Origin of the sequence: Streptomyces sp. NPDC049541, from assembly GCF_044465725.1 — a bacterium.
Classification (GTDB): domain Bacteria; phylum Actinomycetota; class Actinomycetes; order Streptomycetales; family Streptomycetaceae; genus Streptomyces.
On record NZ_JBITLY010000002.1, the window covers coordinates 516,690 to 537,917 of the forward strand.

The following is a 21,228-nucleotide window of genomic DNA, read 5'->3' on the forward strand; positions in this document are numbered from 1 at the left end:
TGGCCATGACATCTACGGCTGGATCCTGGGCAATGGTGGCGGCGGGGCGGGGGAGTGGCAATGACGCGTCAGCGAATGTTCGGTCAGGAAATGCTCATTGACTTTTGGCATGCCCTTGACCGACATCGGCAGGGCGGGATCAGGTCAGCAGCGCGCGTCCCAGCCAGTCGGAGCCGTCCCGGACGCCGGGCAGGGCGAAGAAGTAGCCGCCGCCGAACGGGTTGATGTAGTCGACCAGCGGCTCCCCGGCCAGCCGCTTCTGCACCGTCTCGAACTGACGGGCGAGGTCCTGCTGGTAGCAGCAGAACAGCAGGCCCATGTCGAGGTTGCCGTTGCTGTCCGTACCGCGGTCGTAGTTGTAACCCCGGCGCAGGATGCGCTGGTCGTCGGTGGCACTGGTGCGCGGATTGGCCCGCCTGATGTGGCTGTCCAGGGGGATCACATCGCCCTGGGGATCCTGCGGGTAGTCGGGGGCGTCGGTCTCGTGGCGTCCGTCCAGGGGTGCGCCGGTGTCCCGGGCGCGGCCGAACATCCGCTCCTGCTCGGTGATCGAGACCCGGTCCCAGAACTCCACCAGCATGCGGATCAGCCGAACGACCTGATAGCTCCCGCCCACGGTCCAGTCGGGCTCGCCGGTGCCGCTGCCCACCCACACCAGGCGGTCCATCGTCCGGGCGTCACGCCGGTCGGGGTTGGCGATGCCGTCCTTGAAGCCCAGGTGGTTGCGGGGCGTGCCCGAGGGGCGGGGCGGGCTGATGAAGCCGTCCATGCGCCAGCGCACCTGCATGCCACCGCGGGTGTGCCGGGTGAGGTCGCGCAGGGCGTGCAGCACCGTGTCCTGGTTGGCGGCGCACAACTGCACGCTCAGATCGCCGTGGCACCAGGCGGCATCCAGGTCGTCGTCGGGGAACGACGGCATCATGGTGAGCCGGTGCGGTCTGCGCGAGCCCAGGCCGTAACGGTCGTCGAAGAGCGAGGCGCCGACGCCCACGGTGACGGTCAGGGCGTCCGCCGGGACGTCCGGGCCGAGGGTGCCGGAGTCGGCGGGCGGCCCGGTGATGCCCAACTCCTCCGGGCTGCCACCGGAGGACAGGAACCGGGCCCGGTCCGTCAACGTACGCAACAGCTCCGCCAGTTCGCCCCGGTTCTCCGCGGTCGCGTCGAAGGCCACGAACGCCGTGGCCCGCTGCGCCGGAGTGACGATGCCCGCCTGGTGCCGCCCGTGAAAGGCCACCCGCCCACCCTCGCGGACCGGCGCCGCGGCGGACGCGACCTGACGCTCGGCGGCCACAAGCCCGGCCCCGGCGGTGGCGGCTGCGGCGGCCAGGAGGCCGCGGCGTGCGATCTCGTGCGCCGGGGTCACGTGATCCTCCGTGTTGTCGGTCGGGTGGCCATGGCGGAGGCGGCCTGGTGGTCGGCGGTCACGGTCCCGCTCGTGGCGGCCTGGGGGCCGTGGGGTGCGGGGTCGGGTGGCCGGTTCACGTGGTTCTCCGTAGGTTGCCGGGGGAGGCGGCTTGGTGGTCGGTGGCCGAGAGGGTGGTTCCGGCCTTGGCGGCTGCGGTGGCGAGGAGGCCGCTGGGCGCGTTGTTGGGCGGCGGGGTCACGCGGCTCTCCGTGTCGTCGGTCGGGTGGCCGAGGCGGAGGCGGCCTGGTGGTCGGCGGTCACGGTCCCGGTCCCGCTCGTGGCGGCCTGGGGGCCGTGGGGGTTCTCCGGGTAGGGGCGGAGCTGCGCGGAGGCGGACGCGGTCTGGCGTCGGCGGTCACACGCCCGGTCGCGGCCGTGGCTGGTGGTGTCCGGCGGTGGGTTCACGCCGTCCTCCGTACGTCGGTGAGCGTGGCCACGGCGGCGAGGTGTTCGGTCAGTTCGCTCAGGTCCGCGTCGAGTTTCTCCCGCTGGGCGCGGGGGAGTCGGTCCAGCGGTGTCCAGTGGCCGTCGTGCTCTGCGGCGTCGAGCGTGTGCCGGGCTCGGGTCATCCAGGAGTCCAGGTCGGACAGGCCCTTGTCGCGGGTCGTCAGCAGCGGACGCAGGTAACCGAGCAGCACGCGGGTGCCGTCGAGGTTGGCGCGGGCGGTGGCCAGATTGGTGCCGCTGCCGTAGTCGGTACGACCCGTCAGCTCGAACTGCACCGTGTTCTCCAGGATCTCGTGCGCGCGCAGACCGACGTCGGCCGGATCCATCCGCTGGTCGGGCCAGCCGTCACGCAAGGCGTGCACGGCTTGGGCGAGGCGGTCCGCCGGCCCGCGCAGGCTGCTCGCCGATTCGCCGTGCCACAGCCCGTACTCGACCCGGTGGAACCCCGTGAAGCCCGCGTCGTGCACCCCGCCGGACAGTCCGGCCGTGGTCCCGTTGATCGCCGCGTCCGCGTCACCGAAGGTGCCGTAAGCGGCGCCCATCCGCTCGTAGACCAGGTGTGCGGGAAGCCAGGCGGCGCGGGCGGCCGAGAGGTCCCCGCGGTCGATCGCCTCGCGCAGCACGTCGGTCCTGTCCGCCAGCTCGACCGTGCGGGCCCCGATCCACTTCTGGTAGGCGAGCGTGGGCGGGATGAGCTGCTGCTGGGTCACCGGCAGGGCAGCCGGACCGCTGCGCACGTTGCCGCCGGTGATGCGCACGGTGGGGCCGGTGACGGCGTCGGCGTCGTCGGGCAGGCACTTGAAGGCGTACGAGCCCTTGCCGAGCGTCACCCGTATCGGGCGCTCGGTGCCCGGGGCCAGCCCCTCGACCTCGCCGTAGACCGCACCCGTCTTCGCATCGGTCAGATAGACCTCGGCCGCCGAGCCGGAGGTGTTGTGCAGCTCGAAGACCTGACGGCCGGGTTCGGGATGCGTCCAGCCGCGGCCGCAGGCGGCGGACGTGACCTCGACGGTCGTGTGCCGCAGCCCGTCCGCGGCCTCGGCCGGACGCTGTCCCGCGCCGGAACCCCCCGCGGCCAGCAGACCGGCCGTCACCGCGGCCACGGCCGTGAGGCCTCCGCCCGCGAGCAGCGCGGTGCGCCGCCGGGGCCGGGGAGCGGGTGGACCGGATGCGGTTTCGGGCATGCCGGCCCTCCTGATGGTCGTACGAACGAGTCGGCGCCGAATGATCCTAAGCAGGCCGCAGGACCGCGACAGCCGTCCTGACCGGTTCCTGACCGGAGGAAGAGCCAGAATTCGGCCAGGGTTCACCTGCCCGTTCCGCAGCGTGGGGGCGTCTCATCTGCGAAGAACCCGGGCCACGGCGCCTCCGCGTCCCACCTCGGCTCAACGTCCGCCCGGCAGCGCCCGCTCCAGTACGGCGTCCAGATCGGCGGCGTCCGGCAGTGTCCCGAAGGCGTGTCCCCAGTCGCCGCCCAGCCGGCTCGCGCAGAAGGCGTCGGCGACGGAGGGCGGGGCGTGCCGCACCAGGAGGGAGGCCTGCAGGGTGAGGGCCATCAGCTCCACCAGGCGCCGGGCTCCGGACTCGGACCCGGTGGCCAGCAGGCCCTCGAGCCGGACCACCGCGGCATCCAGCCGCCCGTCCGCGCCCCGCGCCAGGGCGAGCTCGTCGAAGAGGGCCTGTGCGGTGCCGGGCTCACGCCTCAACGCCCGCAGGACATCAAGGGCGTTGACGTTCCCGGAGCCCTCCCAGATCGACAGCAGCGGAGCCTCGCGGTAGTGGCGGGGCATGCCCGACTCCTCCACATAGCCGTTGCCGCCGAGGCACTCCAGGGCCTCCGCGGTGAAGGCCGGGCCCCGCTTGGTCACCCAGTACTTGCCGACGGCGGTCGCGATCCGCCGGAACGCCGCCTCCCCCGCATCCCCGCGCACCGCCCGGTCCGCGGCACCCGCGAGCCGCAGGGTGAGCGTCGTCGCGGCCTCCGACTCCAGTGCGAGGTCCGCCAGCACATTGCGCATCAGCGGCTGGTCCACGAGCCGCGCCCCGAACGCGCTGCGGTGGCGCACATGGTGCCCCGCCTCGACCAGCGTCCTGCGCATCAGCGTCGCCGACATCATCACGCAGTCGAGCCGGGTGCAGTTGACCATCTCGATGATCGTCTTGACGCCACGGCCCTCCGGCCCGACCAGCCAGCCCACCGTCCCGTCGAACTCCGGTTCACAGGAGGCGTTGGACCGGTTGCCCAGCTTGTCCTTGAGCCGCTGGATGCGGAAGGTGTTGCGGCTCCCGTCGGGCAGGATCCGCGGCACCAGGAAGCACGACAGACCCTCCGGGGCCTGCGCCAGCACCAGGAAGACGTCACACATCGGCGCAGAGGTGAACCACTTGTGCCCGCGCAGCTGGTAGACGCCCGGCTCGGCGGTCGGCCATGCCGTGGTCGTGTTCGTACGGACGTCGGAGCCGCCCTGCTTCTCGGTCATCCCCATGCCGGCGAGCAGACCGCGCTTGTCGGTCGGCACCCGCAGCCCCGGCTCGTACTCCCGGCTGGTCAGCAGGGGTTCGTAGATCTTCGCGAGCTCGGGCTGGGCCCGCAGGGCGGGTACGGCCGCGTACGTCATGGAGGTGGGACAGCCGTGCCCCGCATCGGTGTGTCCCCACACCAGCCCGCCCGCGGTACGGGCGACATGGGCGCCGGGCCGGTCCTCCGCCCACGGCGCGGCGGCCAGGCCCTCGGCGACCGCGGTGCGCATCAGATGGTGCCAGCTGGGATGGAAGTCGACCTCGTCGATGCGGTTGCCGTAGCGGTCGTGCGTGCGCAGCACCGGCTCGTGGACGTTGGCCTGCTCGGCCCACTCCTGCGCCTCGGCGCTGCCGGCCCGCAGGCCGAGCCGCCGGATGTCCTCCTCGGCCCATCCGGCGCTCTCCCGCCGCAGCCCCTCCAGCAGGGCCGTGTCCTCGGAGGCGTCGTACGGCGTCAGGGCGGGCGGCTGGTTGGTGACGTCGTGCGTGGCGTACTGCCGGTGGGGCTGCGCGGGCGCGGGTGTCGAGACCATGCAGCCATGTTGCATCTTTTCTGCGGCCGCAGCAATGGTGCAACAAAGCGTGCGCACGTAAAGTACCTGCCCATGCGGATGAACATGGCGGCCCAGCCCGGCGAGGTCGAGCTGCCGCCGCTGTCCGCGCGGTCGGTGGTGCTGAGCCTGCTGCTGGGCACGCACCCGCCGGAGCTTCCGGTGAAGGAGCTCGTCCGTGCGGTGGAGCCCTTCGGCGTCGGTGGCTCCACGCTGCGTGCCGCGCTCAGCCGGATGGTGGCCTCCGGTGACCTGCGGCGCACCGACGCCGTCTACCGGCTCAGCGACCGCCTGCTGGCCCGCCAGCGCCGTCAGGACGAGGCGGTGGAGGCCCGCACGCGCGCGTGGGACGGCGACTGGGAGATGGTGGTGATCACGGCGACGGGCCGCGGCCCCGCCGAACGCGCCGACCTGCGCACCCGGTTGACCACCCTGCGTCTGGCCGAACTCCGCGAGGGCGTCTGGCTGCGCCCCGCCAACCTCAGCCGTTCCCTGCCGGGCGACCTGCTGCAGGTGGCCCAGTCCTACACCGCCCGCCCCGACCGGCCCGCGCGCGAACTGGCCGCGCAGCTGTGGCCGTTGGGCCCCTGGGCCGCCACCGCCCGGTCCCTGCTCGCCCATGTCGCCGGGGCGCACCGCCCGGCCGACCGCTTCACCGCCTTCGCCGCGGTCGTCCGCCACCTGCTCGCCGACCCCGTGCTGCCGTCCGAACTGCTCCCCTCCGACTGGCCGGGCGCGACGCTGCGCGCCGCGTACGCGGAGTACCAGGGGGAGATCACCCGGTCGATCGGGCACTGAACCGATCGGAACCTGACCGTGGGGGCCTCCTTGTGGGCGGTGCCTCTCCTCAGGGGCGGCAGGAATGTCATCCCGGCACCCCGAGGGCGGGTGACGTCGCATTTCGCGGGAACCCGGTGCGCACACGAACGGCGACGTCATACGAGGTGACGAGAGCTATGGACACGCAGCAAGCGTCGACGACTCTGCTCGAGCCTCTGCGGACCGCGGCCTCGGCGCTGCGCAGGGTGCCCGGTGCGGGGGCCGTGACCAGGGCCACCGAAGGTGCGCTGGACCGGATCGGAGCCATCTCACCGCAAGGGCGCCGGATAGCCGTGTACACCGGAGCCGGAGTGCTCGGCCTCGCCGGTGTGGTCGAGTGGCCGATCGCCCTGACCGGTGCAGCCGTGGCCTGGCTGACCCAGCCGAAGCCGGAGGACAGGCCGACCACGTCCGCCCGGAGCGGGAGCACGCCGTCCGGCACCCGCGGCAGGACGACCGCGACACTGACCAAGAACACGACGGCACAGACCAAGAAGGCCACGGCACTGGCCAAGAAGGCCACGGCCTCCACCAAAAAGTCCACGGGCCAGGGCGCGAAATCCAGCGGTCCGGCCAGTGGGTCCACGGGTCAGAAGACGACGTCCACCGGTCGCGGCAAGTCCACCGCGCGCACCGGCTCGGCGGCCCGCCGCAGCAGCGCGACCGGCTGAGGGTGAGAGATGGCTCTGGAACTGCTCACGCGCCCGGCGAGCGCCGCCGTAGGGATCGTGTCGGCCGGCCCCCGGCTGCTCGCCAGAGGAGCCGCTCCCGCGGTGGGGGTCGCCGCCGGAGCGGTCGCGGGCACGGCACGGGCCGGGGTGCGGGGCGCTGACGCCGCGGTGCGTGTCGCACGGGTCGCCCGCAACGCCGTACCGCTCACCCCGCATCCCTGGCGAGCCGGATCACGGGCGCACCTCGCGCTACGACCCGCCGAACCGGACCGGGTACGGCAGGCGGGCGGCATGGAGCATGCGGCGCGCCGGGTCGCCAAGGCCCTGGCCGAGCGGCCGGACGTGGCCCTCGCGTACTGGGACGGCGGACTGCGACGGCTCGTGGTGACCGCGACCGAGGAAGCCGTCACCGACCGGGTCGTGGAGAAGGCGACGGAACTCGCGGCCCGGCACGGTCTGGCACAGACCGACGAGACGGTCGACGACGTCCCGCACCCGGCCGATCCCGCCGGGGTGCGGGCCGCGGCGACGGCGCTCGCGGTCGACGGGGCGGGCATCGCGGCCGCACTGATCGGCTACGGCCTGCGGCTGCCGGCCTCGCCACGGGCAGTGACCGCGCTGGTCACCATGGCGCGGGAGAACCCGCGTTTCCGCGGCTGGCTGCGGGCCCGGATCGGCCGGTCCCACATGGATCTGGCGCTGGCCGTCGCCAACGCGGTGGCCCATGGCGCGGGCCGGACCCCGACGCCCCTGGCCCTCGACGGCGCGTTGCGGGCCCTGCAGCTCGCCGAGACCGTGGCCCGCACGGCTGCGTTCGACGCGGTCCACGACCAGATCTGCGTACCGGAGCGGGACAGCATCGCCGCGGGGGACCGCTGCCCGCGCCCGCCGCTGCGCACGTCACCGGCCCAGGAGTACGCCGAGAAGGCGGAGACCGGCAGTGTGCTCGGCGCCGCTGCCATGCTGCTGATCAAGCACGACGCCAGGGAGGCGGCGGAGGCGGTGCTCGCGGGCTCTCCCAAGGCCGCGCGCTACGGGCCCGCCGCCTTCCACGCCGTCCTGAGCGGCGCGCTGTCCCGTGCGGGCGTGCTGGTGCGGGACACGGAACGGCTGCGGCAGCTTGAAATGGCCGACACGGTCGTCCTGCATCCGAGCGCGCTGCGGGGCCCGGGCGAGGGCGCCGACGCGTGGGCCGAGCCCGTACTGGACGTGGCACGACGCGCGCGGCTGCGGGTGGTGATGGTGGACGACCCGGCCCTGGCCGACTTCACGAGCCTCGTCGACCAGGTGGTGAGCGCCGAGCGGCCGCTCGCCGAGGTGGTGCACGCGCTGCAGGACGAGGGGGCCGTCGTCGTCACGGTCGCCCGGCCGACGGCGTCCGACGACGACGTCCTGGCCGGGCTGCTCGCCGGAGACGTGGCCCTCGCCGTCAGCGACGGCGACAGTGCCGTCCTGTGGGACGCGGACGTACTGGCCCTGCACGGCCTCCTCGACGTATGGCGGCTGCTCACCGCGGTCCCGGCCGCACGCGCCGTGGGCCGCAGGTCACAGACCCTCGCACGGTCCGGTGCCACGCTGTCCGGGCTCCTCGTGACCATCGGCGAATCCCGCCGTGGACGCCCCACCCCATGGCCGGGCCTGCGGCACACACCCGTCGATGTGAGCGCGGCCTGGGCCCTGCTGAGCGGAGCGCGAGCGGCCCTCGCTGTGGCGGCGGCCCGCGCCCCGCACCCCCGGCCGCGCGTGGCCTGGCACGAACTGCGGCCGGCCGAGGTGCGCGACCGCCTTGAACACGAGACGGAACCGGAGCCGGCCTTCACCGAGCAGCTCACGGACCGGGCACGCACGGCGGTCCGCACCCTGGGCCGGCAGCCCGTGCTGGCGCCGGTCCGCGGGTCCCTGGAGCTCGCCCGGGCCGTGCGCCGCGAACTCGACGACCCGCTGACCCCGGTGCTGGCGGTCGGCTCGGCCGCCGAGGCGATCCTCGGCTCCGTCGTGGACGCCCTGCTGGTGGTCGGCGCGCTCGATCTGAACGCCCTCGTCGGCGGCGTCCAGCGGCTGCGGGCCGAGCGGGCGCTGTCCAAGCTGCTGGCCGAACAGAAACCGAAGGCACGGGTCACGGAGGAGGAGACGTCGGCCGAACCGCACCTCGTGGACGCCGCCAGGCTCAGGCCCGGTGATGTGATCGAGCTCCGGGCCGACGACGTCGTACCCGCCGACGCCCGGATCCTGTGGGCGGACGGCCTGGAGGTGGACGAGTCCGCGCTCACGGGAGAGTCGCTGCCGACCGACAAGGGGCCCGACCCGACCCCGCACGCCGCCGTGCCGGACCGGCACTGCATGGTGTTCGAGGGCACCACCCTGGTGGCCGGACGGGCCCGGGCCGTCGTGGTGGACACCGGCGACCGTACCGAGGCCGCCCGGGCCGTCCACCTCGCCGCTCGCACGCCGCCGGCCGCCGGGATGCAGGCCAGGCTGCGGGAACTCACCAACAAGGAACTGCCGTTGACGCTGGCGGGCGGGGCCGCGGTGACCGCGCTCTCGCTGCTGCGCGGCGCACCCGTCCGCCGTGCGGTGAGCGGCGGCGTGGCGGTTGCGGTGGCCGCCGTCCCCGAAGGGCTGCCACTGGTCGCGACCGTGGCGCAGATGGCGGCCGCCCGCAGGCTGAGCAGCCGCGGCGTCCTCGTGCGCACCCCGCGCACCCTGGAGGCCCTGGGCCGGATGGACACCATCTGTTTCGACAAGACGGGCACCCTCACGGAGAACCGGCTGCGCCTGGTGCGGGTGAGCGACGCGGGCGGCACCGCGCATGCTCCGGACGACGAGGCGGCCGACACCACGCTGCGGACCGCGGCCCGCGCCTGTCCCCGGCTGAACGGCGGCACGGAACGGCCCGTGCACGCCACCGACGAGGCGGTCCTGGACGCGGCCGCCCCGGACCCGCAGTGGACCCAGACCGCGGCGCTGCCCTTCGAGGCCGGACGCGGATACGCCGCCGCCGTCGGACGGGAGGAGGACGGCGCGCCCCAACTCGTCGTCAAGGGCGCCCCGGAGACCGTGCTGCTCGCATGCCCCGGTCTGTCCCCGGAAGCCTCGGACGCGGCGCAGGCCCTCGCCCGTGACGGACTGCGCGTACTGGCCGTGGCCCGGCGCCGCCTGGACAGCGCGGACACCGCCTCGGAGGTCATCGAACAGCCCCTGCAGGACCTGGAGTTCACCGGACTGCTCGCGTTCGCCGACGTGCCGCGCGAGACCTCCACCGCCCTGGTCCAGGGCTTGCGGGCGGCCGGCGTACGACCCATCGTGCTGACCGGCGACCACCCGCAGACCGCCCGGGCCATCGCCGCCGATCTGGGCTGGCCGCAGGACACCGGCGTGGTCACGGGCGACGAACTGGCCTCCGCGGACCGGGAAGGGCGGGCCCGGATGCTGCGCGACATGGGCGTCGTGGCCCGGGTCGCACCCGAGCAGAAGCTCCAGGTCGTCGAGGCGCTGCGGGACGCGGGCCGGGTCGTCGCGATGGTCGGTGACGGCGCCAACGACGCGGCGGCCATCCGCGCCGCCGACATCGGCGTGGGCATCAGCGCCCGCGGCTCGGCGGCCGCCCGCAACGCAGCCGACCTCGTCCTGACCGTCGACGACCTCTCGGTCCTGATCGAGGCGGTCGCCGAAGGGCGGGCCCTGTGGCACAGCGTCGCCGACGCCACCACCATCCTGATCGGCGGCAACGCGGGCGAGGTGGGCTTCGGCATCCTGGGCACGCTGCTGTCGGGCGCGGCACCCCTGTCCACCCGTCAGATGCTGCTGGTGAACCTGCTCACGGACCTGTTCCCGGCGATGGCCGTGTCGGTGACGCCGCAGGCGGCGGGGGACCGGCACCCCGGCTCGCCGGACGGCGCGAACGGCGCGGAAGGGACCGAGCCGCTGGGCACCTCGCTCCTCGGCGCCCCCCTGGTGCGCAAGATCCGCCACCGTGCCCTCACCACCACCCTGGGCGCGACCACGGCCTGGCTGTTCGGCCGCTTCACACCGGGCACGGCGCGCCGCTCCGCCACGATGGCGCTGTGCGCCCTCGTCGGCACCCAGCTCGCCCAGACGTTGGCCGACCGCCGCAACAGCCCGCTGGTGGCGGCCACCGCCCTCGGCTCGGCGGCCGCCCTGTTCGCCGTGGTGGAGACCCCGGGCATCAGCCGGCTCTTCGGCTGCACCCCGCTCGGCCCGCTCGCCTGGACCGGCGTCGCCGCGGCGATCGCCGTCGCGGTGGCCGGTCAACGGGCGGTGCCGCATGTGGAGCGCGCGGTGCTCCGCCAGGTGCCGGCCTGGAGGCGGTGAGGGCCCGCTCAGACGGACCGGTGGTACTGGGCGGGCACGTGCACATCCCCGCCGAGCTCCCGCGCAGCGTGTCGCGCCCAGGAGGGGTTACGCAGGAGTTCCCGCCCGAGCAGCACCGCGTCCGCCTCCCCGTTGGCGAGGATCTTCTCGGCCTGCTCGGCATCGGTGATGAGCCCGACCGCGGCGACCGGCATCGCCGTCTCGGCCTTCACCCGGGCGGCGAAGGGAACCTGGTAGCCGGGGCCGACGGGAATGCGGACGCCCGACGCGTTGCCGCCGGTGGACACGTCGACGAGGTCGACGCCGTGGGCCTTGAGCTCGGCGGCGAAGCGTACGGTGTCGTCGGCCGTCCAGCCCCCCTCCTCCAGCCAGTCGGTGGCCGAGATGCGGAAGAACAGCGGCTTGTCGTCGGGCCACACCTCACGTACGGCGTCCACGACTTCGAGGGCGAAGCGGGTGCGGTTCCCGTACGAGCCGCCGTAGGCGTCGGTGCGGTGGTTGGAGTGCGGGGAGAGGAACTCGTTGATCAGATAGCCGTGCGCGCCGTGGATCTCGGCGACCTCGAAACCGGCGGCCAGGGCCCGACGGGCGGCGTCCGCGAACTGGCCCACGATCTCCCGGATCTGATCAGCGGTCAGCTCGGTCGGCACCGGGTGAATGTCGTCGAACGCGACCGCGCTGGGCGCGAGCGCGTGCCACCCGTGTGCGTCCGCACCGACCGGTGCGCCGCCCTTCCAGGGCTGGTCCGTGGAGGCCTTGCGGCCGGCGTGCGCAAGCTGGATTCCCGGCACCGTGCCCTGTGAGACGAGGAAGCGCGTGATGCGGCGGAAGGCCTCGACCTGGGTGTCGTTCCAGATGCCGAGGTCGTACGGGGAGATGCGGCCCTCGGGTGAGACACCGGTGGCCTCGACGATGATCAGCCCGGTGCCGCCGGCCGCGCGCGCCGCGTAGTGCGCGAAGTGCCAGTCGTTCGGCGCGCCGGTCTCCGGGCCCTCGGGAGCGGCCGAGTACTGGCACATCGGGGGCATCCAGACCCGGTTCGGGATGGTCACGTCGCGCAGGGTGAAGGGCTGGAAAAGGGCGCTCATGGGGAGCTGCTCCGTTCTCGCGGGACCGAAGGACGGCTCGTACGATAGGCATCGTAGTACGGGAGATGTCAAACTACGACACCTCTCGTACAATGGGGGGCGTGAGTACCACCGCCCCTGCCGCCGCCGCCCGTGATCTGCCGCACCCCGCGCGTAACGAGATCCGGCTGGAAGCCGTGCTGCACGCGCTCTCCGACCCGATGCGGCTGCAGATCGTGCGTGAGCTCGCCGCCGAGCGCGACGAGCTCACGTGTTCGCACTTCGACCTGCCGGTCACCAAGTCCACGACCACGCACCACTTCCGGGTGCTGCGCGAGGCGGGAGTGGTCCGGCAGTGCTACCGGGGCACGGCCAAGATGAACGGCCTGCGCCGGGAGGACCTAGACGATCTCTTCCCGGGGCTGCTCGACAGCCTGCTCGCCGCCGCCGCCCGGCAGGCCGTCCGCCTCGGCGGCTGAAGTCACCTTCGAGGGAAGGTGGTTGAAGAGCAGGTTCAGCAGGATCGCCGTCAGGCAGCCCGCGCTGATCCCGCTGTTCATCACCGTCTGGAACCAGTCCGGGAACTTCGCGTAGACCGTCGGCACGCCGACCGGCAGCATGCCCACGGCCACCGACACCGCCACGACGGTGAGGTTGTGGTTGTCCTTGAAGTCCACCCGGGCGAGGGTCCTGAGGCCGCTCGCGGCCACCGTCCCGAACATCACCAGACCCGCCCCGCCCAGCACCGGCGCGGGTATCGCCGCGACCACGGCGCCCAGCTTGGGCAACAGGCCGAGCAGCACGAGGATGCCGCCCGCGGTGGCCACCACCCAGCGGCTGCGCACCCGGGTCATGCCGACGAGGCCCACGTTCTGCGCGTACGCCGTGTACGGGAAGGTGTTGAACACACCGCCCAGTACGGTCGACAGGCCGTCGGCGCGCAGGCCGTCCGCCAGTGAGCGCGGCCCCACCTTGCGTCCGGTCAGCTCGCCGACCGCGATCAGGTCACCGGTCGTCTCGGTCATCGTCACGAGCGCCACCACCAGCATGGAGACGATCGCCGAGGCGTGGAAACCGGGCGCCCCGAAACGGAACGGCGTGCTGATGCCCAGCCAATGGGCGTCGCCGACGCCGCCGAAGTCCGTGAACCCGAAGGGGATCGCCACCGCCAGACCCATCGCGATGCCGATCAGCACCGCGATGCGACTCAGGAACGCCGGTGCGAACCGCTCCACACCCAGCACCACCGCCAGCACGAAGAGGGCGAGACCCAGGTTCTTCGGCTCCCCGAAGTCCTTCGCGCCGACCCCGCCCGCGGCCCAGTTGCCCGCGACCGGCAGCAGCGACACCCCGATGATCAGGATGACGGTGCCGGTGACCAGCGGCGGGAAGAAGCGCAGCAACCGGCCGAAGACCGGAGCGAGTAGCACGATCGCAAGCCCCGCGACGATCACCGAACCGTAGATCGCCGGCAGCCCGCCACCCGTCGTCCCGATGAGCACCATCGGTGACACGGCCGCGAACGTACAGCCCTGCATGATCGGCAGCCGCACCCCGAACCGCCAGAAGCCCACGCACTGGATGAGCGTCGCGACACCGCACACCAGCAGATCCGCGGTGATCAGATACGCCAGGTCCGCGGGAGACAGCTTCATCGCACCGCCCACGATCAGCGGCACCGCCACCGCGCCCGCATACATCGCGAGCACGTGCTGCAGACCGAAGGCGGCCAACTGCCGTACGGGCGGGACCTCGTCGACGGGATGGACGGGTGTGGTCGTGGCCATGGGCACTCCAGAGCGACGGCGACGGGGAGGGGGACATCCGAACGGCACGAGACCGTAAAGGGATTGAACAGTTTGTTGATTTCTGCGTTGTTGCCGAGGGGTGTCCTGCCCACTGGAGGCCGTTCGACTCTGCTACGACACCTGCTGCGAGCCCGCCGTCCGCGCCGCCGCCAGCAGCGAGTCCCAGTCCGCCAGCTTGACCACACTGCGCCCGAGCGAGGCCCCGAGGGTCGCCTCGGCCCGCTCGATGGCCTGCCAACCCGCCCACGACACCGGTTCGATCCCCTCCGCGCGCAGCGCCGCGACCGGATCCTCCGAAAGCTCCTTGCGCTCGAGCACGGGGGCGTCCTCGAGCAGCGACAGCACCGTCTCCTTGGCGCACGGACGGTTGGTGCCGATGACGCCCGTGGGGCCGCGCTTGATCCAGCCGGCCACGTACTCGCCCGGCGCGACCACGCCCGCGCGCAGCACGCGTCCGGCCAGATGCGGCACGGTGCCGCTCGCCGCGTCGAAGGGCAGCCCCTCCAGCGGCACCCCGCGATAGCCCACCGAACGCAGCACCAACTGGGCCTCGATGTCCTCGTAGCGGCCCGTGCCCGTCACGCCGCCCTGCCCGTCGGGCTGCGTCCGCTCGAAGCGCACCGCGCCCACGCGCCCTCTGTCGGCGAGCAGTTCGACGGGGCGCAGGAAGAAGCGCAGCCGGATGTGGCGCGGGGCGTCGTGGGGCGGCGTCTCGGCCCAGCCGCGCAGCACGTCCACATTGCGGCGCTGGACCGCCGGCAGCGCGGAGGGACCCACGTAACCCGGATCCAGGGCCAACTCCGCCGGATCCACGCGGAGTTCGGTGTCCGGGAGACCGCCCAGCTCGCGCAGTTCCTTGGTGGTGAAGCGGGCCTGGGAGGGGCCGCGGCGGCCCACCATGTGGATGTCGCGCACCCGGCTCGCGGCCAGCGAGCTGAGCGCCGCCTGCGGCATGTCGGTCGGGCTCAGCTCCGCAGGGCTACGGGCCAGCATCCGCGTGACGTCCACCGCGACGTTCCCCACGCCGATGACCACGGCCGACCGGGCGTCGCGTACGAAACCGTCGTCGGCGGAGTCCGGATGGGCGCTGTACCAGGACACGAACTGCGTGGCCGACCAGCTGCCCGGCAGATCCTCGCCCGGGATCCCCAGGTGGCGGTCGGTGGCGGCACCCACGCAGTACACGACCGCGTGGTACAGCTCGCGCAGCCGGGCGGCCGGCAGCCCGCCGGGGCCGATCCGGACGCCGCCGAGGAACCGCACCCGCTCGTGCTCCAGCACCGTACGCAGGTTGTTCTGCAGTGACTTGATCTTCTCGTGGTCCGGTGCGACGCCGTAGCGCACCAGGCCGTAGGGGCACGGCAGCCGGTCCAGGACGTCGACCTGCACCCCGGGGTCCAGCTGGACGAGGTTCTGGGCGGTGTAGACCCCGCTCGGCCCGGAACCGACGACGGCGACACGCAACACGGCGGAACTCCTTACGGCAGGAGATCGCTGACGGCTCCAGCATCGCACCGCCGGTGCTCCGCTGACAGGGTGCAGGCGCGGCATCGACGTGCGTGTCCACCCTTGCTGAATGTGATCAAGTGGTTACGTTCCGCGTGTGCTAGACGCATCCTTTCTTAATCTTTCTGATCGTTGTCCGACGGACGGCACGGTGTCCGTATGGCCCGCGTGGGAAGTGCGGGAGGACGAGCGCGCCACCTCGTGGTTCACCGTCCGGCTTGCGTTCACCGACGGTGCCCGGATCGACGCGCTCGCCGTGGTCTGCGAGGGCTGTGCCTCGCTGGAAGAGGTCCGCTCCCAGCCGGCCCTGTCCCTGCACGACCTCGCGGAACTCGCCGAGTGGATCGAGGAGCCGCTCTTCCGGGCGTGCGGCCCCGGGGTGGGTCCGGCCGCCGGGGACGAGGGTTCCGCGGTGCCCCGGCGGGCCCGCCCCGCGTGGCCCTCGGGGGTCGAGGGCCGCTGGCTCGTCGCCCAGGAGTACCGCGCGGCGCAGGAAGGAGGCTTCGACCCCGTCCTCGCGGTGATGTGCGCGACCGGCCACAGCCGCCGCAAGTCACTCAGGCTGATCTCGCAGGCACGCGACTCGGGCTTTCTGTCGCCCCGTCACGCGCGGCGCTGACCGGACCGGGATCCGGGCTCCTCACCGGTCGCGAAAAACCTCGAAAGATCCGTCTCGCACGTCGCGCCGGAGGCCGCCTCGGCGTCCGGCGGCACGCCCATCTCCCAGTCGAGCCGGTAGCGCTCGAACAGCTCGGCCCGCAGGGTCGTGATCGGCATCGGCACGTTCGGCAGCACCATCGCATAGACGGCACCCATCAGCAGGGAACGCAGCAACGGGTACTCCACGTCGACGTCCTGCGCCCCGTTGCGGACGACGACGTCCCGCAGCACCTCGGCGAGGCGCTGCTGCTCCGGGCACTGCACGAAGCCCTCCGCCTGCAGCAGTCCCGCCATGTGCTGGCGCATCAGCACGGGCCGGTCCCGGGCCAGGGCCAGAATCGCGTCGATGGCCCGCGCCATCCGCTCCCGGCCGTCCTCGGTGCGCGGCTCGCGCTCCACCGCCTCCTCCAGCGTGCGGTGCATCAGCCGGTGTACGGCGGACTGCACGAGCTGGCGTTTTCCCGGGAAGTAGTACGACACCAGGCCGCGCGCCGAGCCCGCTCTGTCGGCGATGTCGCCGAGGGTCGTCGCCTCGTAGCCGCGCTCGCCGACGAGTTCGACGGCCGCCTGCAGGAGCCGCTCCCGGGAACGTCTCCGCAACTCTTCATTGACCGAGGCGCTGCGCGGGGACATGCTGTAACTCCTGCGTTGACTGGCTGCCAGCCAACTATACTCAGAACGTCCTGATCGGAGCTCCATAGGGGCTGGTCAGGGCTGCCGTCTGCTTCGGGCGACGCGGGGGATCGTCCGAGGCGGGCGGCCACATCGCCCTGAAGGTGTCCTCAGGCTACTTTCCGCACCGGCGGGTCCCGGCCGGAACCGGAGCACTCGTGGGTGCCCCCGCCGGCGGAGGCTCGGCGTGCTGGGACCTGTTGCGGCAGCGGCGCGCCAAGGCCGAGTTCGGGGGAGACCCCGGACGACGCGCAGATACGGCCGTCCTCGCAGGCGGAGGGCTGTCAGGGCTGAGAGGGCCGCGCGGCCGTCAGCCCGCCAGCTCCAGCACCGGACGCAGCCCGTCCGGCCGCTCGGCCGCCGGCAGATGGTCCACCAGGTGCACCCGGCACCCCAGGGCCGCCGCGCCGCCGTCCGCCCGCCGGTCGTCGCCGACCATCAGGGTCTCCCGCGGATCGGCCCCGACCGCCTCGCAGGCCACCGCGAACAGCCGCGGGTCAGGCTTCTGGATGCCGTGCTCGTACGACAGGACGTACGCGTCGACATACCGGTCGAGGCCGTGCTCGCGGAAGACCGGGCGCAGATCCCAGCCGATGTTGCTGACCACCCCGATATCGATCCCGCGCTCGCACAGCGCCTGCAGCACCTCGGCGGCGTCGGGGTACGGGGTCCACGCCGCCGGCGTCCTGTGCCGGTCGTACAGCGCGTCATGCAAGGTCGGGTCGGGGAGCGCCACTTGGCGGGAGAGCCCCGTGTATGCGGCCCGGTGCAGTTCGGCGCTCTGGTCCCGGATCCGCCACACCTCGGCCAGTTCCTCGGGCAGTTGCGCCGGATTCGCCCCGCCGGGCAGGGCACCCGCCACCTCCAGCGCCTTCGCCGCCTGCACCAACTCGGGCTCCGGCACCGTGATGTCGGCCTCGTCCAGCACCGCACGCAGCCAGGACGCGGTGGACTCGATACGGAAGAGAGTGCCGGAGAAGTCGAACAGGACAGCCGTCATGAGTGGATCTTACGTTGATGCACCAGCACGGCCAGCGCCACCAGCATCGCCCCCAGCAACCAGCCGCCCACCACGTCGGAGGGCCAGTGCACGCCCAGCCATACGCGCGTGAGCCCCACCCCGAGCACCGAGACCACCCCCACGGCCAGCGCCGTACGCCACACGGCGCGGCCGGGGCCCTGGCGGTGCAGGAGCCACAGCAGGAGGCCGCAGACGACCGTGGCGGTCATCGCGTGCCCCGAGGGGAAGGCCGCGTAACGCGCCGAGTCGACGGGGTCCGACCAGACCGGGCGCGGGCGGTCGACCGCGGCCTTGAGGGTCTGTTGCAGCAGGCTGCCCAGCGCGCAGGTGGCCGCCAGCCACAGTGCCGTCCACCGTGCCGAGCGCCGCCACGCCAGCCGGACCACGGCGACCGCGCACACCAGACGCATCGTCCAGGGGTCCCAGACCCAGTCCGTCAGGATGCGGAAGACGTGGGTGAGGCCGGATGCTTCGACGGCCCAGCGGTGGGTGGTGCGGGCGATGTCGCCGTCGACGCTGATCAACGGGTGCCACTTGACGGCGACCAGGGTGAGCAGCAGCGCGGAGCCCAGCGCCAGGGCGGCCGCGGCGCGAGTGGTGGTGCGGTGGTCCGGTCGGCGGGGCGGGGAGTCGACGGGCGCGGAATGCATGCAACGATCGTCGCCGACCGGCGGGGTGCAAGGCCAATGCCCGTGGTCGCGCAGCCCCGCATCAGAGCGTGATCAGCATCGCCACCATCGCGATCCCCATCGACAGTCGGCACGCCCGCGCCAACTCCGGACGGTCGCCCCAGCCCGCCGACCCGCCACCGGCCGTGGCCACGCCGGGCATCAGCCGGACACCGGCCAACAGCACGAAGCCCGTGAAGTAGAGCAGCAGGACCCCCGTCACCAGCGGCACCCCGCCCGAACCCCCGTGCCCGGCATGGCGTCCCGGAGTGGCCGCCATCACGACCGCCATGTAGACCATGGCCGAGGCGCCCACCAGGTGGTGCAGATGGTGCGCATCCGTCCGCGCCGCCCACAGGGCGCGCAGCGCGGCGGCACCGAAGACGGCCGCGTACCCGGGCCAGGCCCAGGCCGGCGGGCTGAACGCCGCCGCCGGTACGGCCATGGCGGCCATGCCGAAGCCCATCAGCGCCTCGCCGCCCGCGGCCCGGCGCTGCTCCTCGACGGTGCTGCGCATCCGCAGCAGACAGTAGGCCCCGGTCGCCGCACACACCGCGACCAGCAGCCAGCCGGGCGAAGCCGGTCCGTGCACGCGCACCTCCCCGCTCGACGAAGTCGACAGTCGGTGGTTGCCCCCGGCACACGGCGCGCACGCAAGCGCAAGGATGTACACGGGGAGCATTCGCAGGAGCACACCAGGTGAGCGAGTGCCACCGCAAATCTTTTATGAGTAAAACACCTGCTAAACTCATGCCCCATGAACCATGCGACCCCCGTCCCCGCCGCCCCGCGTGTCCGCCGTCTTCCGCTGGCGGGTGTGCTGCGGGTGGGTCGTCCCGCGGACATCTGGTTCAAGCCCGCACTGAGCGTGGTCGCCTCGGTCGCCCCGCCCAACCTGGCGCTGCTGGCCCTGGGCCGGCTCGATCTGGCGATGTACACGATGGCCGGGTCGCTGTGCGCGCTGTACGCCCACAACCGTCCCTACGCCGCCCGGGCCCGCATCCTGGCCCGGGTGGTCCTCGGCATGGTCGGTGGTCTCGCCATCTCCCTGGCCGCCGCCTCACTCACCCAAAGCGCCCTCGTCCTGGTCACGATCGGTGCGCTGCTGGCCGCCCTGCAGAAGGCGGTGTGCGACGCGACCCGGATCGGCCCGCCCGGCAATGTCGTGCCGACCTTCATCACCTCCGCGTCCCTCTTCGCCCCGCAGACCCTCGCCCAGGTCCCCGCCCACCTCGCGTCGGCGCTCGCCGCGGGCGGCTGGGCCTGGGTGGTCGGCATGGCGCCCGGGCTGCTGCGCCCGCACGGACCGGAGCGCCGGGCCACCGCGGCCGCCTTGAGGACGGCGGCCGCTCACGCCGTCACCCGCGGCACCGGCGAGGGCCAGGCCCGGACCCGTGCCGCCGCGGCCGCCGCCGTCCAGGCCGCCTGGCAGTCGCTCCTCGCCACCCGTGACAGCCGCACCCGGCGCGCACTCGAACGCCTCGTCGTCCGCGCCGAAGTGGCCCTCGCGGTCCCCGCCGACGCCGACCCCGAGCAGCTGTCCACCTGGGCCCGCGAGCTGACCGGGACCGGACCCGTCCCGGTGGTCCACGACCCGGCGGCCACCGCCGAACTCCTCGGTGTGGACGCCGAACTCGCCGCCCCGCCCCGCCCGTTGCGGCAGCGACTCGGCCCGCTCGCCCCGATCGCCGTACGCACCGCCCTGGGCTGCGCCCTCGCCGGCTACGCCGCCCTCGCCCTCGGGACCGGCCGCCCCTACTGGGCCCTGGTCACCGCCGCCTCCCTCTACCAGGCCAATCTCGCCCTCACCTGGAGCCGGGGCATCCAGCGCGTCGTCGGCAACCTCGTCGGCGTGCTGCTCTTCGCCGCCGTCGTCCCGCTCGCCCACCTGGGCCCGGCGGCCCTCGTGCTGTGCTGTCTCGCCTTCAACTTCGGCGCGGAGGCCCTGATGGGCCGCAACTACTGGCTCGGCAGCGTCTGTGTGACCCCGATGGCCCTGCTCATCACCGAGTTCACCCGGTTCCAGGAGCCGGGGGAGCTGATCACCGAGCGGGTGACGGACACCCTCGTGGGCGCCCTGGTCGGCTTCCTCGCCGCCGTCGCCGTCACCAATCGCCGCGCGGGCGACCGAGTCGAGCAGGCGCTGGCCGCCGCCGAGCGTGCCCACGAGCACACCGCCCGCCTGCTGGCCGGGCCCGCCCCCGCACCCGCCGCCCTGGAGGCCGCCCGCCGCTCACTCGCCGCCTCCCTGGCCGAGCTGCGTGCCACCGTCGACGCCGCGTCCGGCGAGTGGTGGCAGCGCGCCCTGCCCCAGGAGCGGGTCGTGCACGCCGAACAGGCCGGACACCGTACGCTCGCGGCGACGGCACGACACCAGGGACTGCACCGGAGCGCGAGAGCGGAGGGCGTACGGCCATGACGGCAGCGAACGGACGGCAGGCGGAGGCGACCAGGGGCGAGGACACCGTCTCCGCGGTCGTCCGGCAGTGGCAGGCCGTCCACCCCGACCTCGACACCGGCCCCATGGAGATCATCGGGCGTATCAACCGCTGCGCCGCCCTCCTCCAGCAGGCCGAGGACGCCCCGCTGCGCCGGGCCGGCCTCAGCCGCCCCGAGTTCGACCTGCTCGGCGCGCTGCGCCGCACCGGTCACGAGCTGACCCCCGGCGAACTCGCCCGCGAGACCTTCTCCTCGGGCGCCGCCGTCACCAAGCGACTCAAGCAGCTCACCGAGCGCGGGCTGGTCGAGCGCCGCGGCGACACCCGCGACCGGCGCGTCGCCCACCTCCGCCTCACGGACGCGGGCCGCGAGCTCGTCGACGGCATCCTCCCCGAGCAGCTGGCCTACGAGACCTCCGTGCTGGCCGTCCTGGATCCGCAGGGGCAGGGCGAACTGGCCGGGCTGCTGGGCGAGTTGCTCGGCCGGCTCGAGGGCCGCCTCGGCGCGCTGCGCGTCTGAACGGCCGCCTCCGGAACTTTCGGAGGCCGTGTGCCCGTTGACGTGATCGACACCGACTCCCTACGTTCGACCAGGCCGGTTCGGATCGCCGACTGGCGTACGACATGCCGAACGAAAGGGCGA

At 73.3% G+C, this 21,228-nt stretch carries 19 protein-coding genes and 1 pseudogene; 8 read left to right on the forward strand and 12 right to left on the reverse strand.

All coding sequences use genetic code 11. The annotated features are described in order from the left end of the window. Positions 1-139: 139 nt before the first annotated feature. The 5 genes from efeB to ACIBW9_RS09475 all read right to left on the reverse strand — a co-directional run bounded on the left by efeB (position 140) and on the right by ACIBW9_RS09475 (position 4,905). Positions 140-1,363, reverse strand: coding sequence for an iron uptake transporter deferrochelatase/peroxidase subunit (gene efeB / locus ACIBW9_RS09455; protein ID WP_398952938.1), 1,224 nt, complete (start codon positions 1,361-1,363; stop codon positions 140-142). 115 nt (positions 1,364-1,478) lie between these two features. After that, the gene (locus ACIBW9_RS09460) at positions 1,479-1,604 is read right to left on the reverse strand and encodes a hypothetical protein (RefSeq protein WP_398952940.1); all 126 of its coding nucleotides are present in this window, start codon (positions 1,602-1,604) and stop codon (positions 1,479-1,481) included. Then, complete coding sequence (locus ACIBW9_RS09465) at positions 1,601-1,810, reverse strand: hypothetical protein (protein ID WP_398952942.1); 210 nt, start codon at positions 1,808-1,810, stop codon at positions 1,601-1,603. The genes ACIBW9_RS09460 and ACIBW9_RS09465 overlap by 4 nt, the downstream gene beginning before the upstream one ends. After that, a complete protein-coding gene (locus ACIBW9_RS09470; protein ID WP_398952944.1) occupies positions 1,807-3,036 on the reverse strand; it encodes an EfeM/EfeO family lipoprotein in 1,230 nt (409 codons plus the stop codon). Before ACIBW9_RS09470 ends, ACIBW9_RS09465 begins: the two co-directional genes overlap by 4 nt. A 201-nt stretch (positions 3,037-3,237) precedes the next feature. Beyond that, entirely contained in the window at positions 3,238-4,905 is a 1,668-nt protein-coding gene (locus tag ACIBW9_RS09475) for a DNA alkylation response protein (protein ID WP_398952946.1), read from the reverse strand. Between the two features lie 72 nt (positions 4,906-4,977). On the opposite strand from ACIBW9_RS09475, the gene ACIBW9_RS09480 reads away from it, so the two are divergent. From ACIBW9_RS09480 to ACIBW9_RS09490, 3 genes are all read left to right on the forward strand, one after another. Next, the gene (locus ACIBW9_RS09480; protein WP_398952948.1) at positions 4,978-5,721 is read left to right on the forward strand and encodes a PaaX family transcriptional regulator C-terminal domain-containing protein; all 744 of its coding nucleotides are present in this window, start codon (positions 4,978-4,980) and stop codon (positions 5,719-5,721) included. 158 nt (positions 5,722-5,879) lie between these two features. Then, positions 5,880-6,413 carry a hypothetical protein gene (locus ACIBW9_RS09485; RefSeq protein ID WP_398952950.1) on the forward strand — a complete coding sequence of 178 codons (534 nt, stop codon included), beginning with the start codon at positions 5,880-5,882 and terminating at the stop codon, positions 6,411-6,413. A gap of 9 nt (positions 6,414-6,422) precedes the next feature. Continuing rightward, positions 6,423-10,745 (forward strand): HAD-IC family P-type ATPase, encoded by a 4,323-nt coding sequence (locus tag ACIBW9_RS09490; protein ID WP_398952952.1) that lies wholly within the window; start codon positions 6,423-6,425, stop codon positions 10,743-10,745. 8 nt (positions 10,746-10,753) lie between these two features. On the opposite strand, the gene ACIBW9_RS09495 is transcribed toward ACIBW9_RS09490, so the two are convergent. Continuing rightward, positions 10,754-11,833, reverse strand: coding sequence for an NADH:flavin oxidoreductase/NADH oxidase (locus tag ACIBW9_RS09495; protein ID WP_398952954.1), 1,080 nt, complete (start codon positions 11,831-11,833; stop codon positions 10,754-10,756). Positions 11,834-11,925: 92 nt separating this feature from the next. On the opposite strand from ACIBW9_RS09495, the gene ACIBW9_RS09500 reads away from it, so the two are divergent. After that, on the forward strand, positions 11,926-12,291 hold the full coding sequence (locus ACIBW9_RS09500) for an ArsR/SmtB family transcription factor (RefSeq protein WP_398952956.1): 366 nt from the start codon (positions 11,926-11,928) through the stop codon (positions 12,289-12,291). Here the strand turns inward: ACIBW9_RS09500 and ACIBW9_RS09505 are convergent. Continuing rightward, positions 12,214-13,599, reverse strand: a complete 1,386-nt coding sequence (locus ACIBW9_RS09505; protein WP_398952958.1) for a nucleobase:cation symporter-2 family protein — start codon at positions 13,597-13,599, stop codon at positions 12,214-12,216. The genes ACIBW9_RS09500 and ACIBW9_RS09505 overlap by 78 nt on opposite strands. Positions 13,600-13,731: 132 nt before the next feature. Beyond that, on the reverse strand, positions 13,732-15,087 hold the full coding sequence (locus tag ACIBW9_RS09510) for an FAD-dependent oxidoreductase (RefSeq protein WP_398952960.1): 1,356 nt from the start codon (positions 15,085-15,087) through the stop codon (positions 13,732-13,734). A gap of 190 nt (positions 15,088-15,277) precedes the next feature. Here ACIBW9_RS09510 and ACIBW9_RS09515 point away from each other — a divergent pair, with 190 nt between their 5' ends. Next, positions 15,278-15,745, forward strand: a complete 468-nt coding sequence (locus tag ACIBW9_RS09515) for a DUF6214 family protein (RefSeq protein WP_398952962.1) — start codon at positions 15,278-15,280, stop codon at positions 15,743-15,745. Here ACIBW9_RS09515 and ACIBW9_RS09520 read toward each other — a convergent pair. After that, positions 15,730-16,419 carry a TetR/AcrR family transcriptional regulator gene (locus ACIBW9_RS09520; RefSeq protein WP_398952964.1) on the reverse strand — a complete coding sequence of 230 codons (690 nt, stop codon included), beginning with the start codon at positions 16,417-16,419 and terminating at the stop codon, positions 15,730-15,732. The genes ACIBW9_RS09515 and ACIBW9_RS09520 overlap by 16 nt on opposite strands. Before the next feature lie 197 nt (positions 16,420-16,616). Between ACIBW9_RS09520 and ACIBW9_RS09525 the strand changes: the two are divergent. Then, positions 16,617-16,682: pseudogene (locus tag ACIBW9_RS09525) on the forward strand (hypothetical protein); the annotation flags it as partial. An 86-nt stretch (positions 16,683-16,768) separates the two neighbouring features. On the opposite strand, the gene ACIBW9_RS09530 reads toward ACIBW9_RS09525, so the two are convergent. The 3 genes from ACIBW9_RS09530 to ACIBW9_RS09540 form a co-directional block, all read right to left on the reverse strand. Then, positions 16,769-17,458 (reverse strand): HAD family hydrolase, encoded by a 690-nt coding sequence (locus ACIBW9_RS09530; RefSeq protein ID WP_398952966.1) that lies wholly within the window; start codon positions 17,456-17,458, stop codon positions 16,769-16,771. After that, positions 17,455-18,129 carry a phosphatase PAP2 family protein gene (locus tag ACIBW9_RS09535; RefSeq protein WP_398952968.1) on the reverse strand — a complete coding sequence of 225 codons (675 nt, stop codon included), beginning with the start codon at positions 18,127-18,129 and terminating at the stop codon, positions 17,455-17,457. Before ACIBW9_RS09535 ends, ACIBW9_RS09530 begins: the two co-directional genes overlap by 4 nt. Positions 18,130-18,190: 61 nt before the next feature. Further along, positions 18,191-18,739, reverse strand: a complete 549-nt coding sequence (locus ACIBW9_RS09540; protein WP_398952970.1) for a DUF5134 domain-containing protein — start codon at positions 18,737-18,739, stop codon at positions 18,191-18,193. 165 nt (positions 18,740-18,904) lie between these two features. On the opposite strand from ACIBW9_RS09540, the gene ACIBW9_RS09545 reads away from it, so the two are divergent. Beyond that, a complete protein-coding gene (locus ACIBW9_RS09545; protein ID WP_398952972.1) occupies positions 18,905-20,566 on the forward strand; it encodes an FUSC family protein in 1,662 nt (553 codons plus the stop codon). Beyond that, positions 20,563-21,105 carry a MarR family winged helix-turn-helix transcriptional regulator gene (locus ACIBW9_RS09550; protein WP_398952974.1) on the forward strand — a complete coding sequence of 181 codons (543 nt, stop codon included), beginning with the start codon at positions 20,563-20,565 and terminating at the stop codon, positions 21,103-21,105. The genes ACIBW9_RS09545 and ACIBW9_RS09550 overlap by 4 nt, the downstream gene beginning before the upstream one ends. The last annotated feature ends 123 nt before the right edge of the window (positions 21,106-21,228 follow it).